The sequence below is a fragment of the Limibacterium fermenti genome (assembly GCF_041902845.1).
In the GTDB taxonomy this organism is placed as follows: Bacteria; Bacteroidota; Bacteroidia; order Bacteroidales; family Dysgonomonadaceae; genus Limibacterium; species Limibacterium fermenti.
Genome location: NZ_CP159486.1, coordinates 110741 through 132002, shown reverse-complemented (window position 1 = coordinate 132002; position 21262 = coordinate 110741). Strand labels below are relative to the sequence as shown.

The 21262-nt window shown below is 46.9% G+C and carries 22 protein-coding genes; 14 read left to right on the top strand and 8 right to left on the bottom strand.

Going from position 1 to position 21262, the window contains the following annotated elements; all coding sequences use genetic code 11:
* Positions 1 to 19 precede the first annotated feature (19 nt).
* Both ABNK31_RS00560 and ABNK31_RS00555 read right to left on the bottom strand, forming a co-directional pair.
* A complete protein-coding gene (locus ABNK31_RS00560) occupies positions 20 to 685 on the bottom strand; it encodes a hypothetical protein (protein ID WP_418893835.1) in 666 nt (221 codons plus the stop codon).
* 300 nt (positions 686 to 985) lie between these two features.
* Positions 986 to 1201: a hypothetical protein gene (locus ABNK31_RS00555; RefSeq protein WP_418893834.1), complete on the bottom strand. Its 216-nt coding sequence runs from the start codon at positions 1199 to 1201 to the stop codon at positions 986 to 988.
* Positions 1202 to 1460: 259 nt separating this feature from the next.
* Here ABNK31_RS00555 and dgt point away from each other — a divergent pair, with 259 nt between their 5' ends.
* From dgt to ABNK31_RS00520, 7 genes are all read left to right on the top strand, one after another.
* Complete coding sequence (gene dgt, locus ABNK31_RS00550; protein ID WP_418895447.1) at positions 1461 to 2789, top strand: dGTP triphosphohydrolase; 1329 nt, start codon at positions 1461 to 1463, stop codon at positions 2787 to 2789.
* A gap of 338 nt (positions 2790 to 3127) precedes the next feature.
* Positions 3128 to 4240, top strand: coding sequence for a CgeB family protein (locus ABNK31_RS00545; protein WP_321578923.1), 1113 nt, complete (start codon positions 3128 to 3130; stop codon positions 4238 to 4240).
* Positions 4241 to 4307: 67 nt separating this feature from the next.
* Entirely contained in the window at positions 4308 to 5132 is an 825-nt protein-coding gene (locus ABNK31_RS00540) for an MBL fold metallo-hydrolase (RefSeq protein WP_418893833.1), read from the top strand.
* Between the two features lie 11 nt (positions 5133 to 5143).
* Positions 5144 to 6034 carry a glycosyltransferase gene (locus tag ABNK31_RS00535; protein ID WP_418893832.1) on the top strand — a complete coding sequence of 297 codons (891 nt, stop codon included), beginning with the start codon at positions 5144 to 5146 and terminating at the stop codon, positions 6032 to 6034.
* Positions 6031 to 7275, top strand: coding sequence for a glycosyltransferase family 4 protein (locus tag ABNK31_RS00530; protein WP_418893831.1), 1245 nt, complete (start codon positions 6031 to 6033; stop codon positions 7273 to 7275). The genes ABNK31_RS00535 and ABNK31_RS00530 overlap by 4 nt, the downstream gene beginning before the upstream one ends.
* Positions 7272 to 8009 carry a glycosyltransferase family 2 protein gene (locus tag ABNK31_RS00525; protein WP_418893830.1) on the top strand — a complete coding sequence of 246 codons (738 nt, stop codon included), beginning with the start codon at positions 7272 to 7274 and terminating at the stop codon, positions 8007 to 8009. Before ABNK31_RS00530 ends, ABNK31_RS00525 begins: the two co-directional genes overlap by 4 nt.
* A 169-nt stretch (positions 8010 to 8178) precedes the next feature.
* A complete protein-coding gene (locus tag ABNK31_RS00520) occupies positions 8179 to 8712 on the top strand; it encodes an RNA methyltransferase (protein WP_418893829.1) in 534 nt (177 codons plus the stop codon).
* A 94-nt stretch (positions 8713 to 8806) separates the two neighbouring features.
* On the opposite strand, the gene ABNK31_RS00515 is transcribed toward ABNK31_RS00520, so the two are convergent.
* From ABNK31_RS00515 to ABNK31_RS00505, 3 genes are read right to left on the bottom strand one after another with little or no spacing between them, the layout of a single operon-like run.
* The gene (locus ABNK31_RS00515; protein WP_418893828.1) at positions 8807 to 9583 is read right to left on the bottom strand and encodes a pyrroline-5-carboxylate reductase family protein; all 777 of its coding nucleotides are present in this window, start codon (positions 9581 to 9583) and stop codon (positions 8807 to 8809) included.
* Complete coding sequence (proB, locus tag ABNK31_RS00510) at positions 9580 to 10344, bottom strand: glutamate 5-kinase (protein WP_418893827.1); 765 nt, start codon at positions 10342 to 10344, stop codon at positions 9580 to 9582. Before proB ends, ABNK31_RS00515 begins: the two co-directional genes overlap by 4 nt.
* A gap of 34 nt (positions 10345 to 10378) precedes the next feature.
* Complete coding sequence (locus ABNK31_RS00505; RefSeq protein WP_418893826.1) at positions 10379 to 11569, bottom strand: glutamate-5-semialdehyde dehydrogenase; 1191 nt, start codon at positions 11567 to 11569, stop codon at positions 10379 to 10381.
* Between the two features lie 126 nt (positions 11570 to 11695).
* Here ABNK31_RS00505 and ABNK31_RS00500 point away from each other — a divergent pair, with 126 nt between their 5' ends.
* Both ABNK31_RS00500 and ABNK31_RS00495 read left to right on the top strand, forming a co-directional pair.
* Positions 11696 to 11848, top strand: coding sequence for a type II toxin-antitoxin system ParD family antitoxin (locus ABNK31_RS00500; protein ID WP_418893825.1), 153 nt, complete (start codon positions 11696 to 11698; stop codon positions 11846 to 11848).
* A 13-nt stretch (positions 11849 to 11861) separates the two neighbouring features.
* Positions 11862 to 12707: a ThiF family adenylyltransferase gene (locus ABNK31_RS00495; RefSeq protein ID WP_418893824.1), complete on the top strand. Its 846-nt coding sequence runs from the start codon at positions 11862 to 11864 to the stop codon at positions 12705 to 12707.
* A 70-nt stretch (positions 12708 to 12777) separates the two neighbouring features.
* Here ABNK31_RS00495 and ABNK31_RS00490 read toward each other — a convergent pair whose 3' ends face one another.
* Complete coding sequence (locus tag ABNK31_RS00490; protein WP_418893823.1) at positions 12778 to 14919, bottom strand: S9 family peptidase; 2142 nt, start codon at positions 14917 to 14919, stop codon at positions 12778 to 12780.
* A 215-nt stretch (positions 14920 to 15134) separates the two neighbouring features.
* Between ABNK31_RS00490 and ABNK31_RS00485 the strand changes: the two genes are divergently transcribed.
* Complete coding sequence (locus ABNK31_RS00485) at positions 15135 to 16022, top strand: cation diffusion facilitator family transporter (RefSeq protein ID WP_418893822.1); 888 nt, start codon at positions 15135 to 15137, stop codon at positions 16020 to 16022.
* Here the strand turns inward: ABNK31_RS00485 and ABNK31_RS00480 are convergent, their stop codons facing one another.
* Positions 16023 to 16898, bottom strand: coding sequence for an alpha/beta hydrolase (locus tag ABNK31_RS00480; protein ID WP_418893821.1), 876 nt, complete (start codon positions 16896 to 16898; stop codon positions 16023 to 16025). It abuts the gene before it with no gap.
* Between the two features lie 112 nt (positions 16899 to 17010).
* Between ABNK31_RS00480 and ABNK31_RS00475 the strand changes: the two genes are divergently transcribed.
* The 4 genes from ABNK31_RS00475 (at position 17011) to pdxA (ending at position 19932) form a co-directional block, all read left to right on the top strand.
* Positions 17011 to 17337: a hypothetical protein gene (locus ABNK31_RS00475; protein WP_321578924.1), complete on the top strand. Its 327-nt coding sequence runs from the start codon at positions 17011 to 17013 to the stop codon at positions 17335 to 17337.
* On the top strand, positions 17334 to 17627 hold the full coding sequence (locus ABNK31_RS00470; RefSeq protein WP_418893820.1) for a Txe/YoeB family addiction module toxin: 294 nt from the start codon (positions 17334 to 17336) through the stop codon (positions 17625 to 17627). The genes ABNK31_RS00475 and ABNK31_RS00470 overlap by 4 nt, the downstream gene beginning before the upstream one ends.
* Before the next feature lie 103 nt (positions 17628 to 17730).
* On the top strand, positions 17731 to 18807 hold the full coding sequence (gene rlmN / locus ABNK31_RS00465) for a 23S rRNA (adenine(2503)-C(2))-methyltransferase RlmN (protein WP_418895446.1): 1077 nt from the start codon (positions 17731 to 17733) through the stop codon (positions 18805 to 18807).
* 27 nt (positions 18808 to 18834) lie between these two features.
* Positions 18835 to 19932, top strand: coding sequence for a 4-hydroxythreonine-4-phosphate dehydrogenase PdxA (gene pdxA, locus ABNK31_RS00460; protein WP_418893819.1), 1098 nt, complete (start codon positions 18835 to 18837; stop codon positions 19930 to 19932).
* Between the two features lie 90 nt (positions 19933 to 20022).
* On the opposite strand, the gene ABNK31_RS00455 is transcribed toward pdxA, so the two are convergent.
* Complete coding sequence (locus tag ABNK31_RS00455) at positions 20023 to 21225, bottom strand: cation:dicarboxylate symporter family transporter (protein WP_418893818.1); 1203 nt, start codon at positions 21223 to 21225, stop codon at positions 20023 to 20025.
* Positions 21226 to 21262: the final 37 nt, after the last annotated feature.

Here is a 21262-nt window from a genome sequence, read left to right as displayed (position 1 = left end):
TGGGATATGCTAATTATTTCTATTTCTTGTCTTCTTTCTTTTTATGTGTCCCGAGGTCGACGATGATGCGGGCGTTTTTGTATTCGGAATAAAAAGGCGTCCCGTCATAGCGTTTCATCAGGTTATCGAGGACGTAAACGATTCCGCGCAAGTCGGCGAGGCACTCGGAGAGCGCTTCTTTGGTCGTTTTCCGTTCCACGACCAGTTCACGCGGTTCGGACAGCGTGGCCTTGTACGCATCGATAAAGGTTTTCGCAGCAGTCACATTTTCAAGGGTTATGTCATAATCGACGAGCTTTTCCTGATGCTTCACCAATAAAGCATAGAGATTGTCCAACAAGTCGGCCAAGTCGCCGTATTTCATTTTATTCATCATCCCCTTGCTTACACTCAACTGACGGTGAAGGAGCATATCATTGGTATCGAGGCCGATCACGCTGGCGGGTTTGACCAGCTTGACGATTTCCGCGATAACCTTCTGGCGGGCGTTAATCTTGTCGGTGGTCGATCCGGTTATATCCGTGGTGACTTCGGTTGAAAGCGTATCTGCCCGTTCGGCGGTCGTATCGAGGTTGGTCACTTCCTGCGTCATGCGTACGTTCTTTTCCCATTCGGATTGGTGGTTGTGTAAAGTGCGACGAGCCACACCAATCATGTTTAAAAAATTTCGATCAACTATTTTCATTTCTTTAGATATTTTATTTATGAATTGTTTTGCGACCGAAAGTTACGAAACTCTTTTTTTATCTACAAAATAAAAAAATCCTCATTTTTAACTAATTTAGCCGTGCCCGGGTATGTTTAGCCCTATTTATGATTACGAGGAGGTTATGGGCTTATTTATTGAACTATTTTAAACTTGTTAAAAGGCTTTTTTCTCACTCCGATGAGAATTTTTTTGAGTTGTTTGATCGATTTCCACCGGAGACAAGTCGATTTCCGCCTCCTCCCAAGAGCATTCCGATCGCAACCAAAAGCATTCCTTTCACGACCAACGGCTTTCCGCCTTTGACAAGTGGTTTTCCGAGCGCATCAAAGAGTTTTCCGCACCCTGAAAACGAATTTCCGCATCCTCCGCACCCATTTCCACTCCCGACAAGCGGATTTCCGGACTCGACGATCGAATTTCCGGACTCGGCGAGTTTGTTTCCGCACCCATCCCATCCATTTCCATAGCCGACAACAGGACTTCCGCACCCACTCATCGTTCCGCATCGGCCGGCAAGTCATTTTCCACGCTCTTTGGGCGTTCCGCATTACGCTATAAGCCCACGGCATAAGCCGGTGACCTCTTTTCCAGACGCTGCGGGGCGTTCGCATCATCCGTAAGGGCATTTTCCGCACCCGATGCGTTTTCCGTAGGACTTCCAATGCCACGGGATGAAGAAGATGGAAGAAGATGGAGGAAAATCGGTCCGCAGACATTATCTTTGCATATCGCGAAAACAATAAATGAAATGATGAATTGGGAACAGTTACTTTCCACGCAACGACTCGGGTTGGAAAAATATCAAGGCGCTCAAAAACAGGAGCGCACCGAATACCAACGGGATTACGACCGGCTGATTTTTTCGTCGCCTTTCCGGCGCATGCAGAACAAAACACAGGTTTTTCCTCTTCCCGGAAGCGTATTTGTACATAACCGGCTGACCCATACCCTCGAAGTATCGAGCGTAGGACGTTCGTTAGGCGAAAGTGTGGGGCGCGAACTCCGGCGCAGGCATCCGGCATCGAAAGCGCACGTCAGTGAAATAGGCGCGATTGTGTCGGCCGCTTGTCTCGCGCACGACATGGGCAACCCGCCCTTCGGACACTCCGGCGAAACCGCCATCTCCACTTTTTTCTCTGAAGGCAAGGGAAAAGTCCTGGAGCAGGATATAAAAGAAAGCGGCGCCCGGTGGTCGGACTTCACCTGCTTCGAAGGCAACGCCAATGCCTTGCGCCTGCTGATGCACCGTTTCCGCGGACGACGCGAAGGCGGCTTCGTCATGACCTACTCCACGCTCGCTTCGATCGTCAAATATCCCTATTCGTCGGAACTAAGCGGGGGAAAGAACAAGTTCGGCTTTTTCGCTTCCGAAGAAACCGATTATAGCCTCATTGCGCACGAGCTGGGCATTCCCCTCCTGAACGAAAATCCCCGCCGGTTCGCCCGCCATCCGCTCGTTTATTTAGTGGAGGCCGCCGACGATATCTGTTATCAGGTGATGGACATAGAAGATGCGCACAAACTGCATTTGATTACGACCGATAAAGCCATCGAGTTGCTGTTGGGCTTTTTCGACGGGGAACGACGCGACCGCCGCACGAAAAACCTTTCCTTGGTGAGCGACATCAATGAACAAATCGCTTATCTGCGGGCGAGTGTGATCGGGATGTTGGTGGACGAATGCGCCCAAATTTTCCTCCGTGAAGAAGAAGCCATTTTGGCGGGAACGTTCCGGGGAACACTCATCAAGCGATTGTCGGAAAAAACGCGCATCGCCTACAACACGTGTTCCGATTTTGCCGTCAAGCACATTTACCGCTCGCGGGATGTGCTCGACGTGGAAATTGCCGGATACCGCATTATCGGTTTTCTGCTCGAAATATTTACCGACGCTATCCTCAACCCCTCGCACGCATACTCGAGGCTTTTGTTGGAACGCATTCCGGAACAATACGAAACCGATGCTCCGGATTTGTACGGCAAAGTGCAATCCGTCCTCGACTATGTGTCGGGCATGACGGATGTCTATGCATTGGATTTATATCGAAAAATTACAGGAATGGGACTCCCGATCACCTGAAAAGGGCCTCGAAAAGGTCGAAAAAAAATATTTATTGTTTTTTATTTAAAACTATTTGGTGTATTTGGATTTCTTTTTTTATATTTGCGACGTGGTTTTTTCATAATAGTATTAGATTTAAGGTTAACAAGTCTGGCAGGGTGTCGCGATGACATTCTGCCATTTTTTTATAACCTCAAGAGTTAAAATCGCCCCTTGGATAACCTTAATCATAGTAATCTTTTTATACGTAAGTCTTGTTCCGACATCAAGCTCTGCAAAATATCATTTATCTTCCGGATATTTTTTCTATTTTTGAAGAAAAATATATAAAAAGGAAAAGAAAATCGATTATACAAATGAATATCTTATATCATTTTAGAGAAGATAATACGTATATGACGCAATGGCAACGGGTTCATATTTTTGACGAACTTTCGCGGCATAACATACATATCTCTATTTTCAACCCCTCTCTCTACGAATCGATCTCACAGGCCAATGAAAAATTAATAGACGTCGCTAAAAAAGGAGTTTTCCGGTATGATGTGTTTATGACCGCTGCCGGCGATACGGAATTTGAGATAGAAACCATCGAGCGAATCAGAGAAATAGGAATACCGACCTTGCTCATTTGCTTTGATAATTTGCAAGCTCCCTATATGCATAAAAAGATCGCTTCGCATTTTGATCTTGTTTGGATCACTTCGAGCGAAACAAAAAAGATGTTTGAACAATGGGGATGTCGAAATATTGTATTTCAACCTTATGCGGCGAATCCATTTATTTTCCGCCCGGTATGGGAGAAGCCCATCCCTACAGTCGGGTTTGTGGGCACTCCTTATGGAAGCCGTAAAATCATACTCTCCCGCTTAATGGACGCACAAATATACTGTGCTGTCTACTCCAATGCTTTCGCGAGTTCAGAATCTGTGGCCCCCCCTGCCCGGTTGAGTTTTAGAAAAAAGTGTATAATGATGAATAAACAGATTCGATTTGATATCGGCAGAAAAGTCTTGATTAGCGGATGGAAAAATAAAATTCTCAACCGCCATGCTAAGATCGAGACTTATTTTTCCGATCATGACTATTTAATAAAAGAAAAATCTGTGCCTTTCGAACAAATGGTCTCGCTTTATTCCAATCACACGCTTTCTTTAAATATCACCGAATTAGCGGACACATTCTTACTAAAAACCCCCGTTTATAAATTGCATTTGCGGACGTTTGAAATTCCTATGTCTGGCGGACTCGCCATTACACCTTATACTCCGGAATTAGCGACATATTTCGAAGACGGAGAAGAAATCGTCTTCTATCGGTCGATGGACGAACTTATTTCCAAAACAAAATTTTATTTGGAAAAAAGAAACGAAAAGATTGTATCCGCCATGAAGAGACAGGCCCGAAAAAGAGCTGAAAACGAACACACCTGGATGAACCGATTCCGGATATTGGATCGACTCGTATAGGTATGCTAAAGAAAAAGGAAAGGGAATAGAACCTCTTTTATGATATTTGCTTTATCTTTGTGCTTGTATGCAATATGAACTTTTTCAGACGGAACGATTTTCATTTTTCAGCCTCAGTAGCGGTAGTTGCGGCAACTGTTATTATTTAGGCAATTCCCATTACGGATTGCTGCTCGATGCCGGTATCGGCCCCCGTGTGATTAAAAAACGACTGGCCGAATATGGAGTCGATTTGTCCTCTATCCGGGCGCTACTTATCACTCACGATCATTTCGACCATATTAAATCGGCCGGATATCTGGGCGAGAAACTGCATATCCCCGTCTATGCCACCCGTAAAGTGCACCGGGGCATCGCCAATAACACGTTCGTGAAACCTTTCCTCAACGGGTCGAGAAGATATATCGAAAAAGGAAAGGTCTTCCGCATCGAGGATTTCAGGATCACCCCTTTCAGCGTGCCGCACGACAGCACCGAAAACGTGGGCTATTATTTTGAGTTCGGCAACCACGCCCTGACTCTTGCGACCGACGTGGGGGCGATTACCGATGAGGTGGCCTATTATATATGTAAGGCAAACCATCTCATCATCGAAAGCAATTACGACGAAACCATGCTGCGCAACGGCCGCTATCCCTACGAACTCAAGCGCCGCATCACCTCCGGTACGGGACATTTGAGCAACCGACAGACAGCCGAGTTCCTCGCCAACAACTACGGAGCGCATCTGCGCAACATCTGGCTTTGCCACCTCAGCGGCGACAACAACAATCCCGACGTGGCTTATCAAACCGTTTTCGACAATCTCACTTCCAAAGGTATCGAGGTGGGCAAGCAGGTCTCGCTACAGGTATTACGCCGGAATATATTATCGTCTAAAATAGATTTTTAATCGACTGCCTTATGCCTGCACCTGTTTTGCTCTTCACCTATAACCGCCCCCTGCATACGCAACGCACACTCGAAGCCTTACGCAATAACAGGCTATGCAACGAGAGCGAATTATTTATTTTTTCGGACGGTTATAAGGGCGAAGAGGACAAGGCGGATGTGGAAGAGGTGCGGCGCATTATCCTCGGGTTCGACGGAGCCGGGCAAGTACACCTACTCGAAAACGACCGGAACAAAGGCCTTGCGGCGAACATTATCGACGGCGTCACTCGCGTGGTCAACGACTACGGAAAGGTGATTGTATTGGAAGACGACCTGATTACGTCGCCTTACTTCCTTTCTTTTATGAACGAAGCGCTCGACCGCTTCGAAGAAGAGGAGCAAATCGGCCACATACAGGGATATTGCTATCCGCTGCCCGCCTTGCCCGATGCGTTCCTTATCCGATGGACGGGCAGTTGGGGATGGGCCACATGGAAAAGGGCCTGGCAGCATTTTAATCCCGACGGCCGGTTTTTATTGCAGCAGATCGAAAGCCGCGGCTTGGCACGCACCTTCGACTTTAACGGGACGTACCCGTACACCCGCATGCTCCGGCGGCAGGTAAACGGAGAAAACGACTCGTGGGCGATTCGCTGGAACGCATCGCTCTTTCTGAAAGGAATCCTTTCGCTGAATGCCGGCAAGTCGCTGGTACAGAATATCGGATTGGATGGCAGCGGCACGCACAGCGGCGGCGACAACGTGTATAAGACCGACTTATATGCCGGCAAACCGATCATCCGCATTCCTTCCATCCGCGAAGACGAATCCGCACGGCGTGCGTTCGAACGGTATTATATCAAGACGAACTCTTTTTGGGCAAAAGTAAAAAGGCGGTTAAAGCGCTATTTGAAAAGATGAAAGTCCTTCTGATAAGCACATACGACACCTACGGCGGAGCAGCCATTGCGGCTTCGAGACTGATGGACGCTCTCATCGGCGAAGGTGTCGATGCACGCATGTTGGTGCGCGATAAACGTTCCGGCAACAACCGCGTGACGCCGCTCGGCAGCGCGCTCGGCAATAAGTGGAATTTCGCCGCCGAACGCGGGGGCATTTATCTGCATAACCGCCTTTCAAAGCGATACCTGTTTGATGTGTCCACAGCGACTACCGGCGTTTCGGTTACAAAACTACCGGCGTTTGCACAAGCCGACGTCATCCATTTGCATTGGATTAACCAGGGGATGTTGTCGGTAAGGGAAATCGGGCGCATCCTGGCTTCCGGCAAAAAGGTCGTCTGGACGATGCACGATATGTGGCCTTTCACCGGCATCTGCCACCACGCGCGCGACTGTCGCCGTTATGAGGCGGGGTGCGGCGACTGTCCTTACTTACAGTGCCGGGGACGGCAGGATGTTTCGCATCGCGTATTCCGCCGTAAAACAAAGGCGTATGCTTCAGGAGACCTCGCTTTTGCGGCTTGCAGCCAATGGCTCGCCGCATTGGCCGGAAAAAGCCCCCTCACCCGCGGGCATACCGTCCTTTCCATTCCGAACGCAATTGATACGGCTGCTTATAGTCCGGAAAACAAGGCGGAAATACGCCAACAATGGGGCTTACCCCACGATAAGAAGATCGTATTGTTCGCCGCCGTAAAAACATCCGACAAACGCAAAGGCACCGATTATTTGCTCGAAGCGAGCCGGTTGCTGGCACAAGAATACAAGGAGCAACTTTTCTTTTTGATTGCCGGCAATGACGGCGGCGAAATCGAGCGGCAGTTACCCTTTCCGGCAAAAAGCACCGGATTCGTGCCGCCGCATCAAATGCCCGGCATCTATAATGCGGCGGATGTGTTCATCACGCCTTCCTTGCAGGAAAACCTGCCGAATACGCTGATGGAGTCCATGGCTTGCGGTACGCCTTGTGTGGGATTCCGCATCGGCGGCATTCCCGAAATGATCGATCACCGCCAAAACGGATATGTAGCCGATTACCGCAACGCGGCCGACTTTGCCGAAGGTATCCGGTGGGTGCTCTTTGAGGCCGATTATGCTCAATTGCAACAGAATGCCCGCCGCAAAGTGCTCAAGGAGTACGACCGGCCGGTCGTCGCCCAAACATACATCTCGTTATATCAACAATTATTGGACAAATGAAATCATTATCCGTCATTACCGTTACCTACAATGCCGAAGCGACGTTGGAACGCACCTTGCGAAGTGTCGGCGAACAAACGTATCCGCCTATCGAGCACATTTTGGTCGACGGCGGCTCGAAAGACGGCACTCTCGACCTCATCCGTCGCTACGACAATCCCCGCATGCGATGGGTGAGCGAACCCGACAACGGTCTCTATGATGCGATGAATAAAGGGGCGGCTATGGCTTCGGGCGACTATCTGTGTTTCCTGAATGCGGGCGACGCTTTTTTCTCTTCCGATACGGTCGAAAGAATGATGAGCCCGACGGTACAGAACACTTCGCCCGATATCCTATATGGCGAAACGGCTATTGTGGACGACCAAGGTGCGTTTTTGCACATGCGGCGTTTAAAAGCGCCAGGCAAGCTCACCTGGAAAAGTTTTAAACAGGGGATGCTGGTTTGCCATCAGGCGTTTATGGTGAAGCGCTCGCTTTTCGAACCGTACGATTTGGGGTATCGTTTTTCGGCCGATGTGGATTGGTGCATCCGCATGATGAAGAAATCCACCGTTATTTATAACACCCGCAAGACGCTCATCAATTATTTAAACGAGGGGATGACGACTCGCAACCGAAAAGCTTCTCTTCGGGAGCGTTACCGCATCATGGCGCGGCATTACGGGCATGCCTCCACCCTATTGCATCATATTTGGTTTATGATAAGGGCTGTTATCCATCCGGAAAAATAGGCCCCAACGGTTGCCTGTTTCAGGGAAAAGGAATAAAGCCATTCAGGTTCCGACTTTTATATGGCATCATTGGAGGATGTATTCATTATTGTCCGCCTCCATTCTCAAACAAAAGTTGTACCCGGACAAAAAGTCGCTTTCGAAGAAATTATCAATAAAATAAAAACCCTTGAATAGACGCAAGTTAAAAATTGAAGAATTAAATCGGTTGAGCATTGACGCATTTCGCTCAGCCGGAAAGATTCCGCTCGTCGTAGTGCTCGACAACGTCCGCAGCCGCAATAATATCGGTTCGGTTTTCCGTACGTCCGACGCTTTTCGCGTGAAGGAGATCGTCCTTTGCGGCATAACCGGCACTCCGCCGGATCCCGAAATACATAAAACCGCCTTAGGGGCCGAAGACTCGGTCGGTTGGCGGTATGCCGGGGATACGTTATCGGCTGTGCACGAGTTAAAGGAGCAGGGATATGAGGTATGGAGCATCGAGCAGGCGCAAAACAGTGTCTCATTGGACACATTTGTTCCCCAAAAAGAGCATTTCTATGCGATTGTGCTCGGGCATGAGGTGCACGGCGTGCAGCAGGAAGTGATCGATGCTTCCGACGGTTGTCTCGAAATTCCCCAGTTCGGAACCAAACATTCCCTCAATGTGTCCGTTACTGCGGGCATTGTCATTTGGGACTTTTTCAACGCTCTTCGATAATATCGGGCGAAGCCCTATCATTCCGAAAGAATCTATCGGTGCAAGCCTATCGTTCCGAAGGTAGCTATTGCCGAAGGCGTGTTATCGCGGAGCCCTATCCCCGGCCCATTTCTTCCGATCGTTTTCGCGCGGCTTCCAGCATTTCATCAGCCGTTTCCGCGAGACGGTGGTCACGGAAATAGTCGAGTCCCGCTTGAGTCGTTCCGCCTTTGCTGCTGATAGCGCCGATAAGTTCTTCGAGGGTCTGCGACCGGCATCCTTCGGAATAATAGCGCAGCGTTCCTTCGGATAATTCCAACACTAACGCATCGAGTACGGTTTCCGGCAAATCGAAGGCACGTATTTTATCTTTAAAGGCTTTAAGATAGGCTAAAATGAATGCCGGGCCGCTACCGAATACGGCCGTAAACAAGTCGAATTGGGGCTCTTCCAGCCGGACGACTTTTCCTAACGAGGCGAGTGTATGGTACACGGCTTGCACCTTTTCGTCGTCAGGCCGATTAGTGGCAAAAGCCGTCACCGACTTGCGGTAAGCCACCGCCATATTGGGCATGATGCGTACAAGAGTTGCACTCTTGTCTAAATACCGTTCGATAAATGCGATGCTTTTGCCGGCTACCGGCGAAACAAAGACTTTGTCGGTGTAAGGAAAGGATTGCAATTGTTGCAATATGCCCGATAAATCCTGAGGCTTAATGGTCAGCCAGATGACATCGGAAAATGCGAGCAAATCTTCGAGTCGGGCGAAAAAAGGGAGGCCGGACTGTTTATCGTTGCGGGCGAAATAGCCGAAGCGCAGGTCTTCCTCCTCTCTCAATCCTTCGTAAATAGCGTTTGCCAGATGGCCGAAACCGATAAATCCGTGATTCATTTTCTTTTGAATTTAGTAAACGGAATGTCGCCTTTAAGGGCATTGACCAGATAGTCGGCGCGTTGGCCGTTCACAATCCACATTTCCACGCCATGCGCCAGGCAGGTCTCCGCCGCATGGATTTTCGAGGCCATGCCGCCGGTGCCCAAGGTCGAATGTTTTTCTTCGATATAATCTTTCACCGAATGGGTATCGGAAACCTCCTCGATAAGACGGGCTTCGGAAAAGAGATGCGGATTGTGGTCGAATATGCCGTCGATATCCGATACGAGAATCAACAAATCGGCTTCGATGATGACCGATACGAGCGACGACAAACGGTCGTTATCGCCGAGCACAATCTCTTCGACAGCCACCGTATCGTTTTCGTTGACGACGGGGATATAGCCCACCTCCCACAGTTTTCGGATGGTGTTACGCGTATTCCTGTTAGCCATATCGTTCTCGAAATCACGGTAAGTCATTAATATCTGTGCGATGTTCAGCCCGAATGTCCCGAACACGGTATCGTATATCTCCATGAGCTTGGTCTGTCCGATAGCCGACATAGCCTGCTTGGATTCGACCTTCTTACTGAAACCGTTGATTTCCACAAATTGGCGCGCGGTAGCGATGGCTCCGGACGAGACGATTACGATGTCGTATGTTTGTCTCAGGGCAACGATCTGCCGCGCCAGACTTTCGATCACGGCGAATGAGATACGGTTTGTCCCGGCCGTAAGTGTCGATGTCCCTATTTTTATAACGAGTTTCTTTTTCATTCAAGATTGTCCATTATCAATTGTGCATTGTCCATTAAATCCTCGTATGTCCGTTGCCGTACACGAACCATTTATTGGTGACCAATTCCTGAGCGCCGAGAGGGCCCCGGAAGTGCAGTTTCTGTGTGCTGATGGCGATTTCGGCCCCCACGCCGAACTGTCCGCCGTCGGTAAAGCGCGTGGAAGCATTCTGATATACCGCCGCACAATCGACTTGCTGCATGAACGCGTCGGCTTGTTCCCCACGGTTGGTAACGATGGCTGCCGAATGCCCGCCCGAATACCGGTTGATGGTTTCGATCGCATCCTGTGTGTCGGAAGCGGTGGCGATATACAATCGGGGCGATAAAAACTCCTGCGACAACACCCCGGCATCCGTCTCCTGCGTAATGGCCGGATAAAGGCGGTGAACGGCGGCATCTCCGGTAACGTGAATGCCTTTTTCCGTGAGGGCATCCATCAGGGTGGCGAGTTTGGCGCTTATATCCGGCAGTTGTTCATCAATCAACACTTTGTCCAATGCATTGCAAACGCTTACGCGGCTCTTCCCGTTCAGGACAATATCAATGACCATCCTCCAATCACAATCCCGGTCGGCAAAGAGAAAGTTATTCCCCCTGCCGCTGATGAGTAACGGAATCGACGTATTTTCACGTACAAAGCGGATCAAACCTTCTCCACCTCGCGGAATAATGAGATCGATATGCCGGCTGTTTTCGCGTATAAGGCGTTGCGTTTCGTCATGCGACAGATCGAGATACGTGATATAATTCTCATCGATATGCTCTTCGACAAGCGCTTCCCGCCACAATGCGGCAAGCTGAAGGTTCGTATGTCTCGCTTCTTTTCCTCCTTTCAGCAAAATGCGATTGCCGGCTTTAAAGGCGGTTGCCGCAGCTTCGATGGTCACATCGGGACGGGATTCGTAAATAATGAGGATGGTACCGAACGGAACCGTACGGTTTTCGATGCGCAATCCGTCTTCACGGGTAAACGCATACAGCACTTTTCCCTCCGGATCGGGCAAAGCCGCCACCTGCCGTAACGATTCGGCCATGGATGCGATTTTCCGTTCGTCCGTTGTCAATCGGTCTTTCACGGAAGTGTCCATGTTGGGATACGCCTCCCGGTCACGCCCGTTTGCCGCGATAATCTCTCCGGAGCGTTGCTCCAATTTTTCCGCCAACTTCAGCAGAATCGTATTTTTTTGAGAAGTTGTGAACATTATAGAAAATTTTATTTGTAATCGGATTACAAATGTAGCAATTTATCATTAAAAATTCATTTCCTCCTTGTTTTAGTACCTATTTTTGGGAACTTTGTTTGCAGTTTAATTATAAAATAAAAGACTATGGGACGTAATACATCCGTTTCTTTGGGAAACTATTTTGAAGAATTCGTGCAAAATAGAATTGCAGAAGGGCGATACAAAAACGCGAGTGAAGTGATTCGTGCAGGATTGGGGAATAACAAATCTAATTCCTATCTTTGCGCCGTTTTTTGAATAAAGCGTTTTTATGGGAATCGAAAAAGCACTGTTCCAGCGAACCGAATTGCTCATGGGCGAAGGCTTTATGCAGCATGCGGCAGATAAAAGAGTCATTATATTCGGCATAGGAGGCGTCGGCAGTTGGTGTGCCGAAAGCCTGATCCGTTCAGGAATAAAGCACTTGACATTAGTCGATTCCGACCGCATTTGCATCACCAATGTGAACCGCCAGTTAATCGCCACCACAAAAACCATCGGAAAAGTAAAAGTCGAGATATTAAGGGACCGGCTGTTGGAGATTAATCCGCGCGCGGAGATCGTGGCGTTGCAGAAGATTTATAGCCCCGAAACGCACGATTCTTTCCGTCTCGACTCGTACGATTACATCATTGATGCCATCGACAGCCTTTCGAACAAAATACATCTCATTCGCGAAGCGGTTAAAACCCATGCGACTTTCTTCTCGTCGATGGGGGCGGCCCTGAAAATAGATCCTACCCGCATCCGTGTCGCTGAATTTATGCAAGTGAAGGGATGTCCTCTCGGCGCCGTCTTACGCAAACGGATCCGTAGAGAAGGCGGATTGAACAAGGAATTCCTTTGTGTGTACAGCGATGAATTATTGCAGAACAAGGGACAAAACACTTCCTGCGGTACGGAAAAATGTTTATGTCCGAAAGCTGTGGAAGGCCCCGGCGATCCGGATTTGGCAAACCATGAATGGTGCAGCCAGAAAGCCCGCATTAATGGAACGAGTTCCTATATACCCGCCATGTTCGGCATGACCATCGCCTCGCTTGTCGTGATGGATATAGATAAACAAGCGATGAAACAACCGACACTTTGCGAAAAAGCCTCCGTTAGCCATCCGTAAAAAAGATAAGGAAGCTTTCCTCACGGAGAACTTCCTTAAAATGATTTGAATTTTTATTGTCAATTAAAAACTACTCATTTATTCCGACCCGGTTCAAGATGAACGAGAACTCGAATGCCGTATCCTTAATGCCATCATAACGGCCGGTGGCTCCACCATGCCCCGAATCCATATTTATATGTAGCAGCAATAAGTTATCATCGGTTTTGTGCGCACGCAACTTAGCTACGTACTTAGTCGGTTCGTGGAAAAGCACCTGTGAGTCGTTCAGCCCGCCGGTAACCAACATATTGGGATAATTTTGCGCTTTGATGTTATCATACGGCGAGTAAGAAAGCATATAATCATAATATTCCTGTACATTGGGATCGCCCCACTCTTCATATTCGCCCGTTGTGAGGGGCAAGGTATCATCCAGCATCGTGTTGATTACATCCACAAAAGGCACTTGCGCGACGATGGTTTGATACAGGTCGGGCCGCATATTGGCAACGGCGCCCATCAGCAATCCTCCGGCGCTGCCACCCATGGCGGCCAATTTATGAGGCGAAGTGTATTTATCGGCTATGAGTTTCTCGCTACAGGCGATAAAATCGGTGAAGGTATTTTTCTTTTTCAGGAGTTTGCCGTCTTCATACCACTGTTCGCCTAAGTCGCTTCCGCCACGTATTTGAGCGATCGCGAAAATAAATCCCCGGTCGATCAGACTATAAAAACTGGTACTGAAAAACACATCCGAACTCATCCCATAACTACCGTAAGAATACAGCAGCGCCGGATTTTGTCCGTTTTTCTTCAATCCTTTTTTATAAACGATGGCCATCGGCACTTGCACGCTATCGGGAGCGGTTGCCCATAGCCGTTCGACAATGTAGTCGTCGGGATTAAAACCGGACGGAATTTCCTGAGTTTTCAACACCTTGCTTTCACCCGTCGGAATATCATATTCATATAATGTGTTGGGGCGGTTGAGGGAGGTATAGGAATAGCGCACAGTGGTCGAGTCATATTCGGGATTTCCTCCCAACGAAGCCGTATACACCGGTTCGGGGAAAGTAATATATTTCGATTCGCCTCCGGCGACCGGTTTCAATTCAATTTCCGCCAGGCCGTTCTTACGAAATTCGAGCGCGACGTAATCTTTCAAGATATCTAACCCTTCGATGCGTACATCCGGATTGTGCGGCACGAATTCTTTCCAGGTCTTCTTGTCTTCATAACCGGTAAAGGGAGCCTCATAAATCTTACCGTTCAGATTTTCTTTATCCTTATAGCGAATAAAGAATTTTTCCTTATGGGGATATACGGAATAATCGACATCTTGTACGCGCGGGGCAAATAGGTTGAAGGCGGCAAGAGGTTGATCCGCCGGAATAAAACGCTCTTCCGATGTAGTAGAACTGCCACTGGAAATAAAAATGAATTGGTCGTTTTTGTCGCCCGATACGTAGACACTGAATTTAGGGTCTTTTTCCTCATATACCACGGCGCTTTGGGGCGCATCGAGTTGACGCCGATGTATCTGATAGGAACGTAACGTATTGTCGACAACCCCATAAAATAAAGTCTTGTTGTCGGTCGACCAGGCAGAAGAGCTTGCCCCCTCGATAGCGAATCCAATATCGTCTCCGGAAGCAAGGTCTCTTACTTTCATCGTAAATTCGGCATAAGACCCCGTTTCATTGTAGAAATAAGCCGCTTTGCTATTGTCCGGACTAACGGAATAACCGGCAAAGATAAAAGCGGACTTGTTTTCGGCCATCTTGTTAACGTCGAAAATGATTTCTTCCGAAGCTTGCAGGGAGCCTTTTTTTCGACAATAGGTGCGGTATTGTTTTCCTTTTTCGGTACGACTGTAATAGTAATATCCGTCACTAAACGAAGGATAGCTTTCATCATCTTCCTTCATCCGGCCGAGGATTTCGTCATAAATGGCTTGTTGCAATTGTTTGGTCGAAGCCATCACCGTATCGGTATAGGTATTCTCGGCATTCAAATAGTCAATCACCGCAGGATTGTTTTTATCTTTCAACCAAAAATAATTGTCGATACGTACTTGCCCGAAATTCTTAAACGTATCGGGCTTCATTTCCGCGACAGGAGGTGCGGGATAATCAGATTGATTCAACATTGTTGTTTCTTTTCTCGAAGAGGTGCATGCGAACATCATCCATGCCGCTATGCACAACGACAGATAACTCAGATGTTTCATTGTTTTTAATTTTATAAAAATAACTTCTTAATATTTGTAATACAAAAGTAGATATTTAAATGCAATATAAGGAGGTTAAAAACAAATTATTGCCTAAGCTTTCTCTTTTTTTCCAGTTGCTCTTCCGGATATTTTTGAAAATCGATAGAAAAGTCAAAACAAGAACATTCTTTTTACTATAACGTTATAATCCTTATATTTTTATTCATAGGACAATGCATACTCATCATCACGATCATCACGAAGATGTAAAGAATATTAAAACGGCGTTCTTCCTGAACTTGTCTTTCACATTGATAGAATTTATCGGGGGAATATTGACGAATAGCATGGCTATTCTATCGGATGCCGTACATGATCTGGGCGATAGTTTTTCGCTTGGGCTTGCATGGTACTTTCAAAAATTGGCTAAGAAGAAAAGCAATAAAATTTACACCTATGGCTATAAACGGTTTTCGTTGATGGGAGCCGTCATTAATTCTATTGTCTTAATCGTCGGTAGCGTATTGATCCTTGTTCATGCCTTGCCTCGTTTATTTTCGCCTCAACAACCCGACACCGGCGGCATGCTTTTGCTCGCTGTATTCGGCGTAATCGTGAATGGCGCGGCCGTGCTCCGCTTACGGAAAGGGCATTCGATCAACGAAAGAGTCGTTTCGCTACACATGCTGGAGGATGTGTTGGGATGGGTTGCCGTACTTATCGGAGCGGGAATAATGCATTTTACCGATCTGCCCGTCATTGACCCCATATTATCCATTGCCATTGCGGTATTCATACTCTATAATGTATTCCGGAATATGAAAGAAAGTTGGAGGATTATTTTGCAAGGCAGCCCGAGCCGTATCGATACCGATGAAATCATGAAAATGATCGAATCGTATCCTGAAATACAGAGTGTACATGATGTGCATCTATGGTCGGCCGATGGCGAATATAACGTAATGACCGTCCATGTGGTACTGAATGAACCCTTGCCAATGACCGCCCTTCACTCTTTAAAAGATTCGATCCGCAGAAAATTAGCGGAACATGACATTCAGCATGTCACGATTGAGTTCGAAACCGCCGGAGAAGATTGTGCAATGGAAGACGGCTGCTGATTACCGCGTCATTCCGATATCCTGCAACCAATTCAGTACACGATAAGGCCATTCGTTGACCAAATCGCCGGTATTCCGGAGGCCGTACCCGTGTCCGCCGGAAGGGTAAAGATGCATGGCAACCGGTACGCCGGCCTCCTTAAGAGCATAATAGTAAAACAGACTGCTGTTTAGCAGACGGTGGTCGTCTTGCGTTTGTACAAGGATTGTCGGTGGAGTATTTTCGGTGACTTTCAGTTCGGGAGCAATGCTGAAATTCGGCCCGTCGAGATAAGCCGGATAAATCAATATGCAAAAATCAGGGCGCAGGCTGGTTTCGTCATACCGATCCACTTTAGGATAAGTCGCTTGCGAATAATGGTTGCTGGCAACAGCCGCTAAATGCGCTCCGGCAGAGAATCCCATGACGCCGATGCGGCCGGGATCGATTTTCCACTCTGTAGCATGTGAGCGCGTATAGGCAATGGCTCGTTGCAAGTCCTGCAAAGGAGCTTCGTGTTTTTCCTTCCCTTCGCGGCGGGGCACACGGTATTTTACCAATACGCAGTTGAGGCCGTGACTGTTGAAACGTTTACAAATTTCGCTTCCTTCGAGATTGTAAGCCAATATATTGTACCCGCCTCCGGGGTTTACAATAATGGTTGCACCGGTGTTATTATCCGCTGGCGCCGGATAGAAGGTAAGGGTGGGTTCGCTCACGTCGCTGATACGAAGTACCGGGCATCCGGCAACCTTATCGCCGCTCAAGTCGTCTTTTTGAGTAAGTTTCCGTGTTTCTCCCGGGGCTCCGTCAGGAAATAATACGATAGGTGTTTGTTGTGCCATCGCCATGAATGTATATAGGGAACAGATTGATAAAAACAGATACTTTTTCATAAGAAAAATGATTGATTGAATGATTTTGAATGACAAATATACGGAAAAGAATAGAATAATTTGTATATACAGGAAATCGTACATACATTTGTATGTATCAAAAACAGAAAATATGAAGATAATAACAACGAGAGAAATAGTAAGAAAAACAAAGACCTATTTTGATTTAGCTGAAAAAGAAAAAGTTGCTGTTAAAAGAGGGCGCAAATATGTTCAGTTGGTTGTAACAGACGAACCTGACAAAATATTACTAAGTGAGGATTGGATTAAAGAATTTATGTCTATCCCTTCTAAATATAGGGTTAATCCTTTTGACGTAAGTCCTTCAGGAGATTTATTTTTTGCAGATACGCGAAATCTCGAACACCTTGATAAAGCCCGTCAAGGACAAACGCTAACCTTGTCTAAAGAAGAGGAAAATGCTCTTTTTAGTTTATGAAAACGGATGAAAAACACTATATAATAAAATATAAACAACAATTTATCGATGATGTCCGGACTCATAAGAAGTCGGGCCAGAAAGCAATATTAGCAAAAATTACGAATCTTATAAAGGAGCTCCGAGAACATCCTACAACAGGAACAGGAAACCCGGAACCATTAATAGGAGCCAGAAAAGGACAATGGTCAAGAAGAATAACGGGCAAACACCGGCTTATTTATCAAATCTATGAAGATATCATAACGGTGGTCGTAATCAGTGCATGGGGACACTATGGGGATAAATAGTATTTCCCGTTAGAACTCATGAATGTGCGGATTTTTTAGTTGATGGAATGTATTTCACAAATACTGACTATCTTTGTCTCCTCAAGAACAAGAGACGTTGATGATTTCAAAACACTATTTACTCGGCATGACATTGGCTGAAATAACGGAAGCCATTCTTTCTTTCGGATTGCCTAAATTTACGGCTAAACAAATTGCCGATTGGGTATACATAAAACGAGTCGACTCCATTGACGGAATGACGAATATCTCGTTACGAAACAGGGATGTGCTCAAAAAACATTTTCAGGTAGGGCGTGTGCAGCCGGTTGATATTCAAACATCGGTCGACGGGACACAGAAGATGCTTTTCCAAACAGTTTCCGGAGCATTTATTGAATCGGTGAATATTCCGGAAGATGACCGGTTGACGCTGTGCGTATCTTCCCAGATAGGGTGTAAAATGAATTGCGATTTCTGCATGACCGGCAAAATGGGATTTAAAGGGAACTTATCGACGAATGAAATATTGAATCAAATATATTCCGTACCCAACGCCGATAAACTCACGAACATCGTTTTCATGGGAATGGGCGAACCTCTCGATAATTACGATAACGTAATGAAAGCGATCGAATTGCTTACGGCCGATTACGGATTGGCGTGGAGCCCGAAGCGCATTACGTTGTCCACCATCGGTATCGTTCCGAAATTGAAACGCTTCCTCGACGAAAGCACCTGCCATTTGGCCGTCAGCCTGCATAGTCCTTTATCGGTTCAACGGCAAACATTCATGCCGGTCGAGAAAGCTTACCCGATGAATGATGTAATCGAGTTACTTCGGCCATACGATTGGAGTCGCCAACGTCGTTTGTCGTTTGAATATATTATGTTTGACGGCATCAATGACTCGCTGATCTATGCAAGGGAATTGGCAAAGCTGCTCTCGGGACTCGACTGCCGCATCAATTTAATCCGGTTTCATGTCATCCCACAAAGTGAACTGAAACCGGCTTCTGACGGCACAATGATTCGTTTTCGGGATTTCTTGTCCTCTAAAGGGTTTATTTGTACCATACGCGCTTCCCGGGGCGAGGATATCTTTGCGGCTTGCGGCATGCTTTCTACGGAGAAACAATCGAACGGCAACCGTAGCGAAGAGATGGCGCAGGTCAACAAAATCGAAACAAATAATAATTAAACTCATCTATAAACCGATATATAGACTATGTCAGAATTACTAAAAATAGGTATTACCCATGGAGATATCAACGGAATCGGATATGAGATTCTTTTGAAAACATTCTCCGATATTCGCTTAACCGAATTTTTCACTCCGATCATTTACGGATCGGCCAAATCGGCATCTTATCATAGAAAAGTCTTGAACTACAAGCCAATCAATTTTTATACGATAACCAAGGCTGAAGATTACAACGACGGGAAATTGAATCTTATCAATTGCATAAAAGATGAAATAAAAATAGACTTGGGGTCGCCGAGTCCCGATGCCGGAGAAGCGGCCTATATGGCTCTCGACAGAGCATCTCAAGATCTTAAAAACGGCCTTATAGATGCTCTGGTAACGTTGCCTATCCATAAAGATACCATCCAAAACGATCATTTTTCTTTTCCCGGTCATACCGAATTTCTTCAAGAACGTTTTGGCAAGGGAAAAAAGGCATTAATGATGATGGTTTGCAATAATCTGCGCGTGGCATTGGTTACGGCCCACATACCTGTCCGTGACGTTCCCGATACAATTTCGAAAGAACTGATTCTCGAAAGAATACGGACGTTACAGACATCTTTAGTACGCGATTTCAATTTGGAAAATCCCCGTATTGCAGTTTTGGGATTAAATCCGCATGCGGGAGAGAACGGCCTTTTGGGAAAAGAAGAAATGGACGTGATCATCCCGGCTGTGGCTGAGGCGCAAAAACAAACAATTCTTTGCGCCGGACCTTTTCCTTCGGACGGCTTTTTCGGCTCCGGCAGGTTTAAAGAATTCGATGCTATTTTAGCGATGTATCATGATCAGGGACTTATTCCATTTAAGACGTTAGCGATGGAGGCCGGCGTAAACTATACTGCGGGACTCGACATTGTACGCACTTCTCCCGATCATGGCACGGCTTATGATATAGCCGGGAAAGGCATCGCTTCGGATGAATCGTTTCACCAAGCTATTTATCTGGCTCTGGACGTTATCAGGAATCGGTCGGCTTACGATGAGGCTCATGCGAATCCTCTGCGGAAAATGTTTTTTGACCGTAGCAAGGATGACGAAAAGTTAGATCTGACAAAAGAAGAACAAGAAGATTAATTTCTTCTTGCTGTTTCAAATATCGTCATCGCCGACGATTTTCTACCCGTCCATAAACGGCCCGTATACAATAGGATATGGAGCCGAAAGTTAAAGAATCGGTTTTTCTGCTTCGGCCCGGGAAGAAGATTTAGCTTCTTTCTTTTCTGCATATCCGGACAATATCAACGACAAAGCTCCGGCGCTGGTTATATTATGGGTCGTTCCAAAACTGTCCAATAAGGCAAAAATGGTGATCATTAAAGCGGTCGCGGCTTCATCCAATCCCAAAACAGCATGTATCAGTCCTAACGAAATGAAAAGCGTGCCTCCGGGTAATCCGGGCGCTGCTACGGCAAAAATACCGAGAAGGGGAATAAAGAGAATAATCTGTTCGATAGCCGGCATCGTTCCGTATAATATTTGCGACACGGCCAATGCCAGAAAAGAGACATCGAGTATAGAACCGGGGAAATGAATGGTGCTGAAGAGAGGAATCGCAAAATCGCGTACTTCGGGTTTCAAAACGGGGCTTTTCCGCGTTTCTTCGATAGCGATCCCCAAACTGGCAGCCGAAGATTGCGTGCCCAACGAGGTCAATGCAACGGGTCCGTAATATTTAAGGACCTGCCATGGATTTTTCTTTGAATATATTCCGGCCGACCCGTACAAAAACGTGAGCCAAAGGATATGGCAAAGAAGCGTAATAAGCAGAATGGCCAGAAAAACGACTAATCGTGATTGTATAATTCCCTGATAAGAAAAAACACTGAAATTCGTGAGGACAAAGAACGGAAGAATGGGTATCAGGAATTTTTTCACCATTACAAAGACAATGCCCTGGAATTCATATAACGCATTTTCTATTCTCTTCGCCTTCGTCCAAAGAATGGATAATCCCAGGAAAAACGACAATACCAACGCGCTTAAGACTCCTATCACAGGCGGAATATCCAGCCGGAAGAATAGTTCGGGAAGCTCTTTTTGCGCCCCCTCCACCGGCGTGATATCGATAAGCGGTATAAGGTTGTATCCGGCAACCGCGCCCAACGTGGCGCTTCCCACACACGACAGATAAGCCAACGCGACGGATATGCCCAGAAACTTCGAGGCATGATCTTTCAGGCGTGTAATGGAAGGGGTGATGAAACCGAAAATAAGGAGCGGTATCAGAAAAAAGATAATCTGTCCCAATACATGTTTTATAGGAAGAATAACACGGATAACCCCTTCCGTTGCATATTCCCCTATCAATAATCCGGCAACCGCCGCCAAAAATAAACGGACACTGTTGTTTGAAAAGAATTTCTTCATATATATTATTCTATGATTTATGGAACCGGGGGCGCCG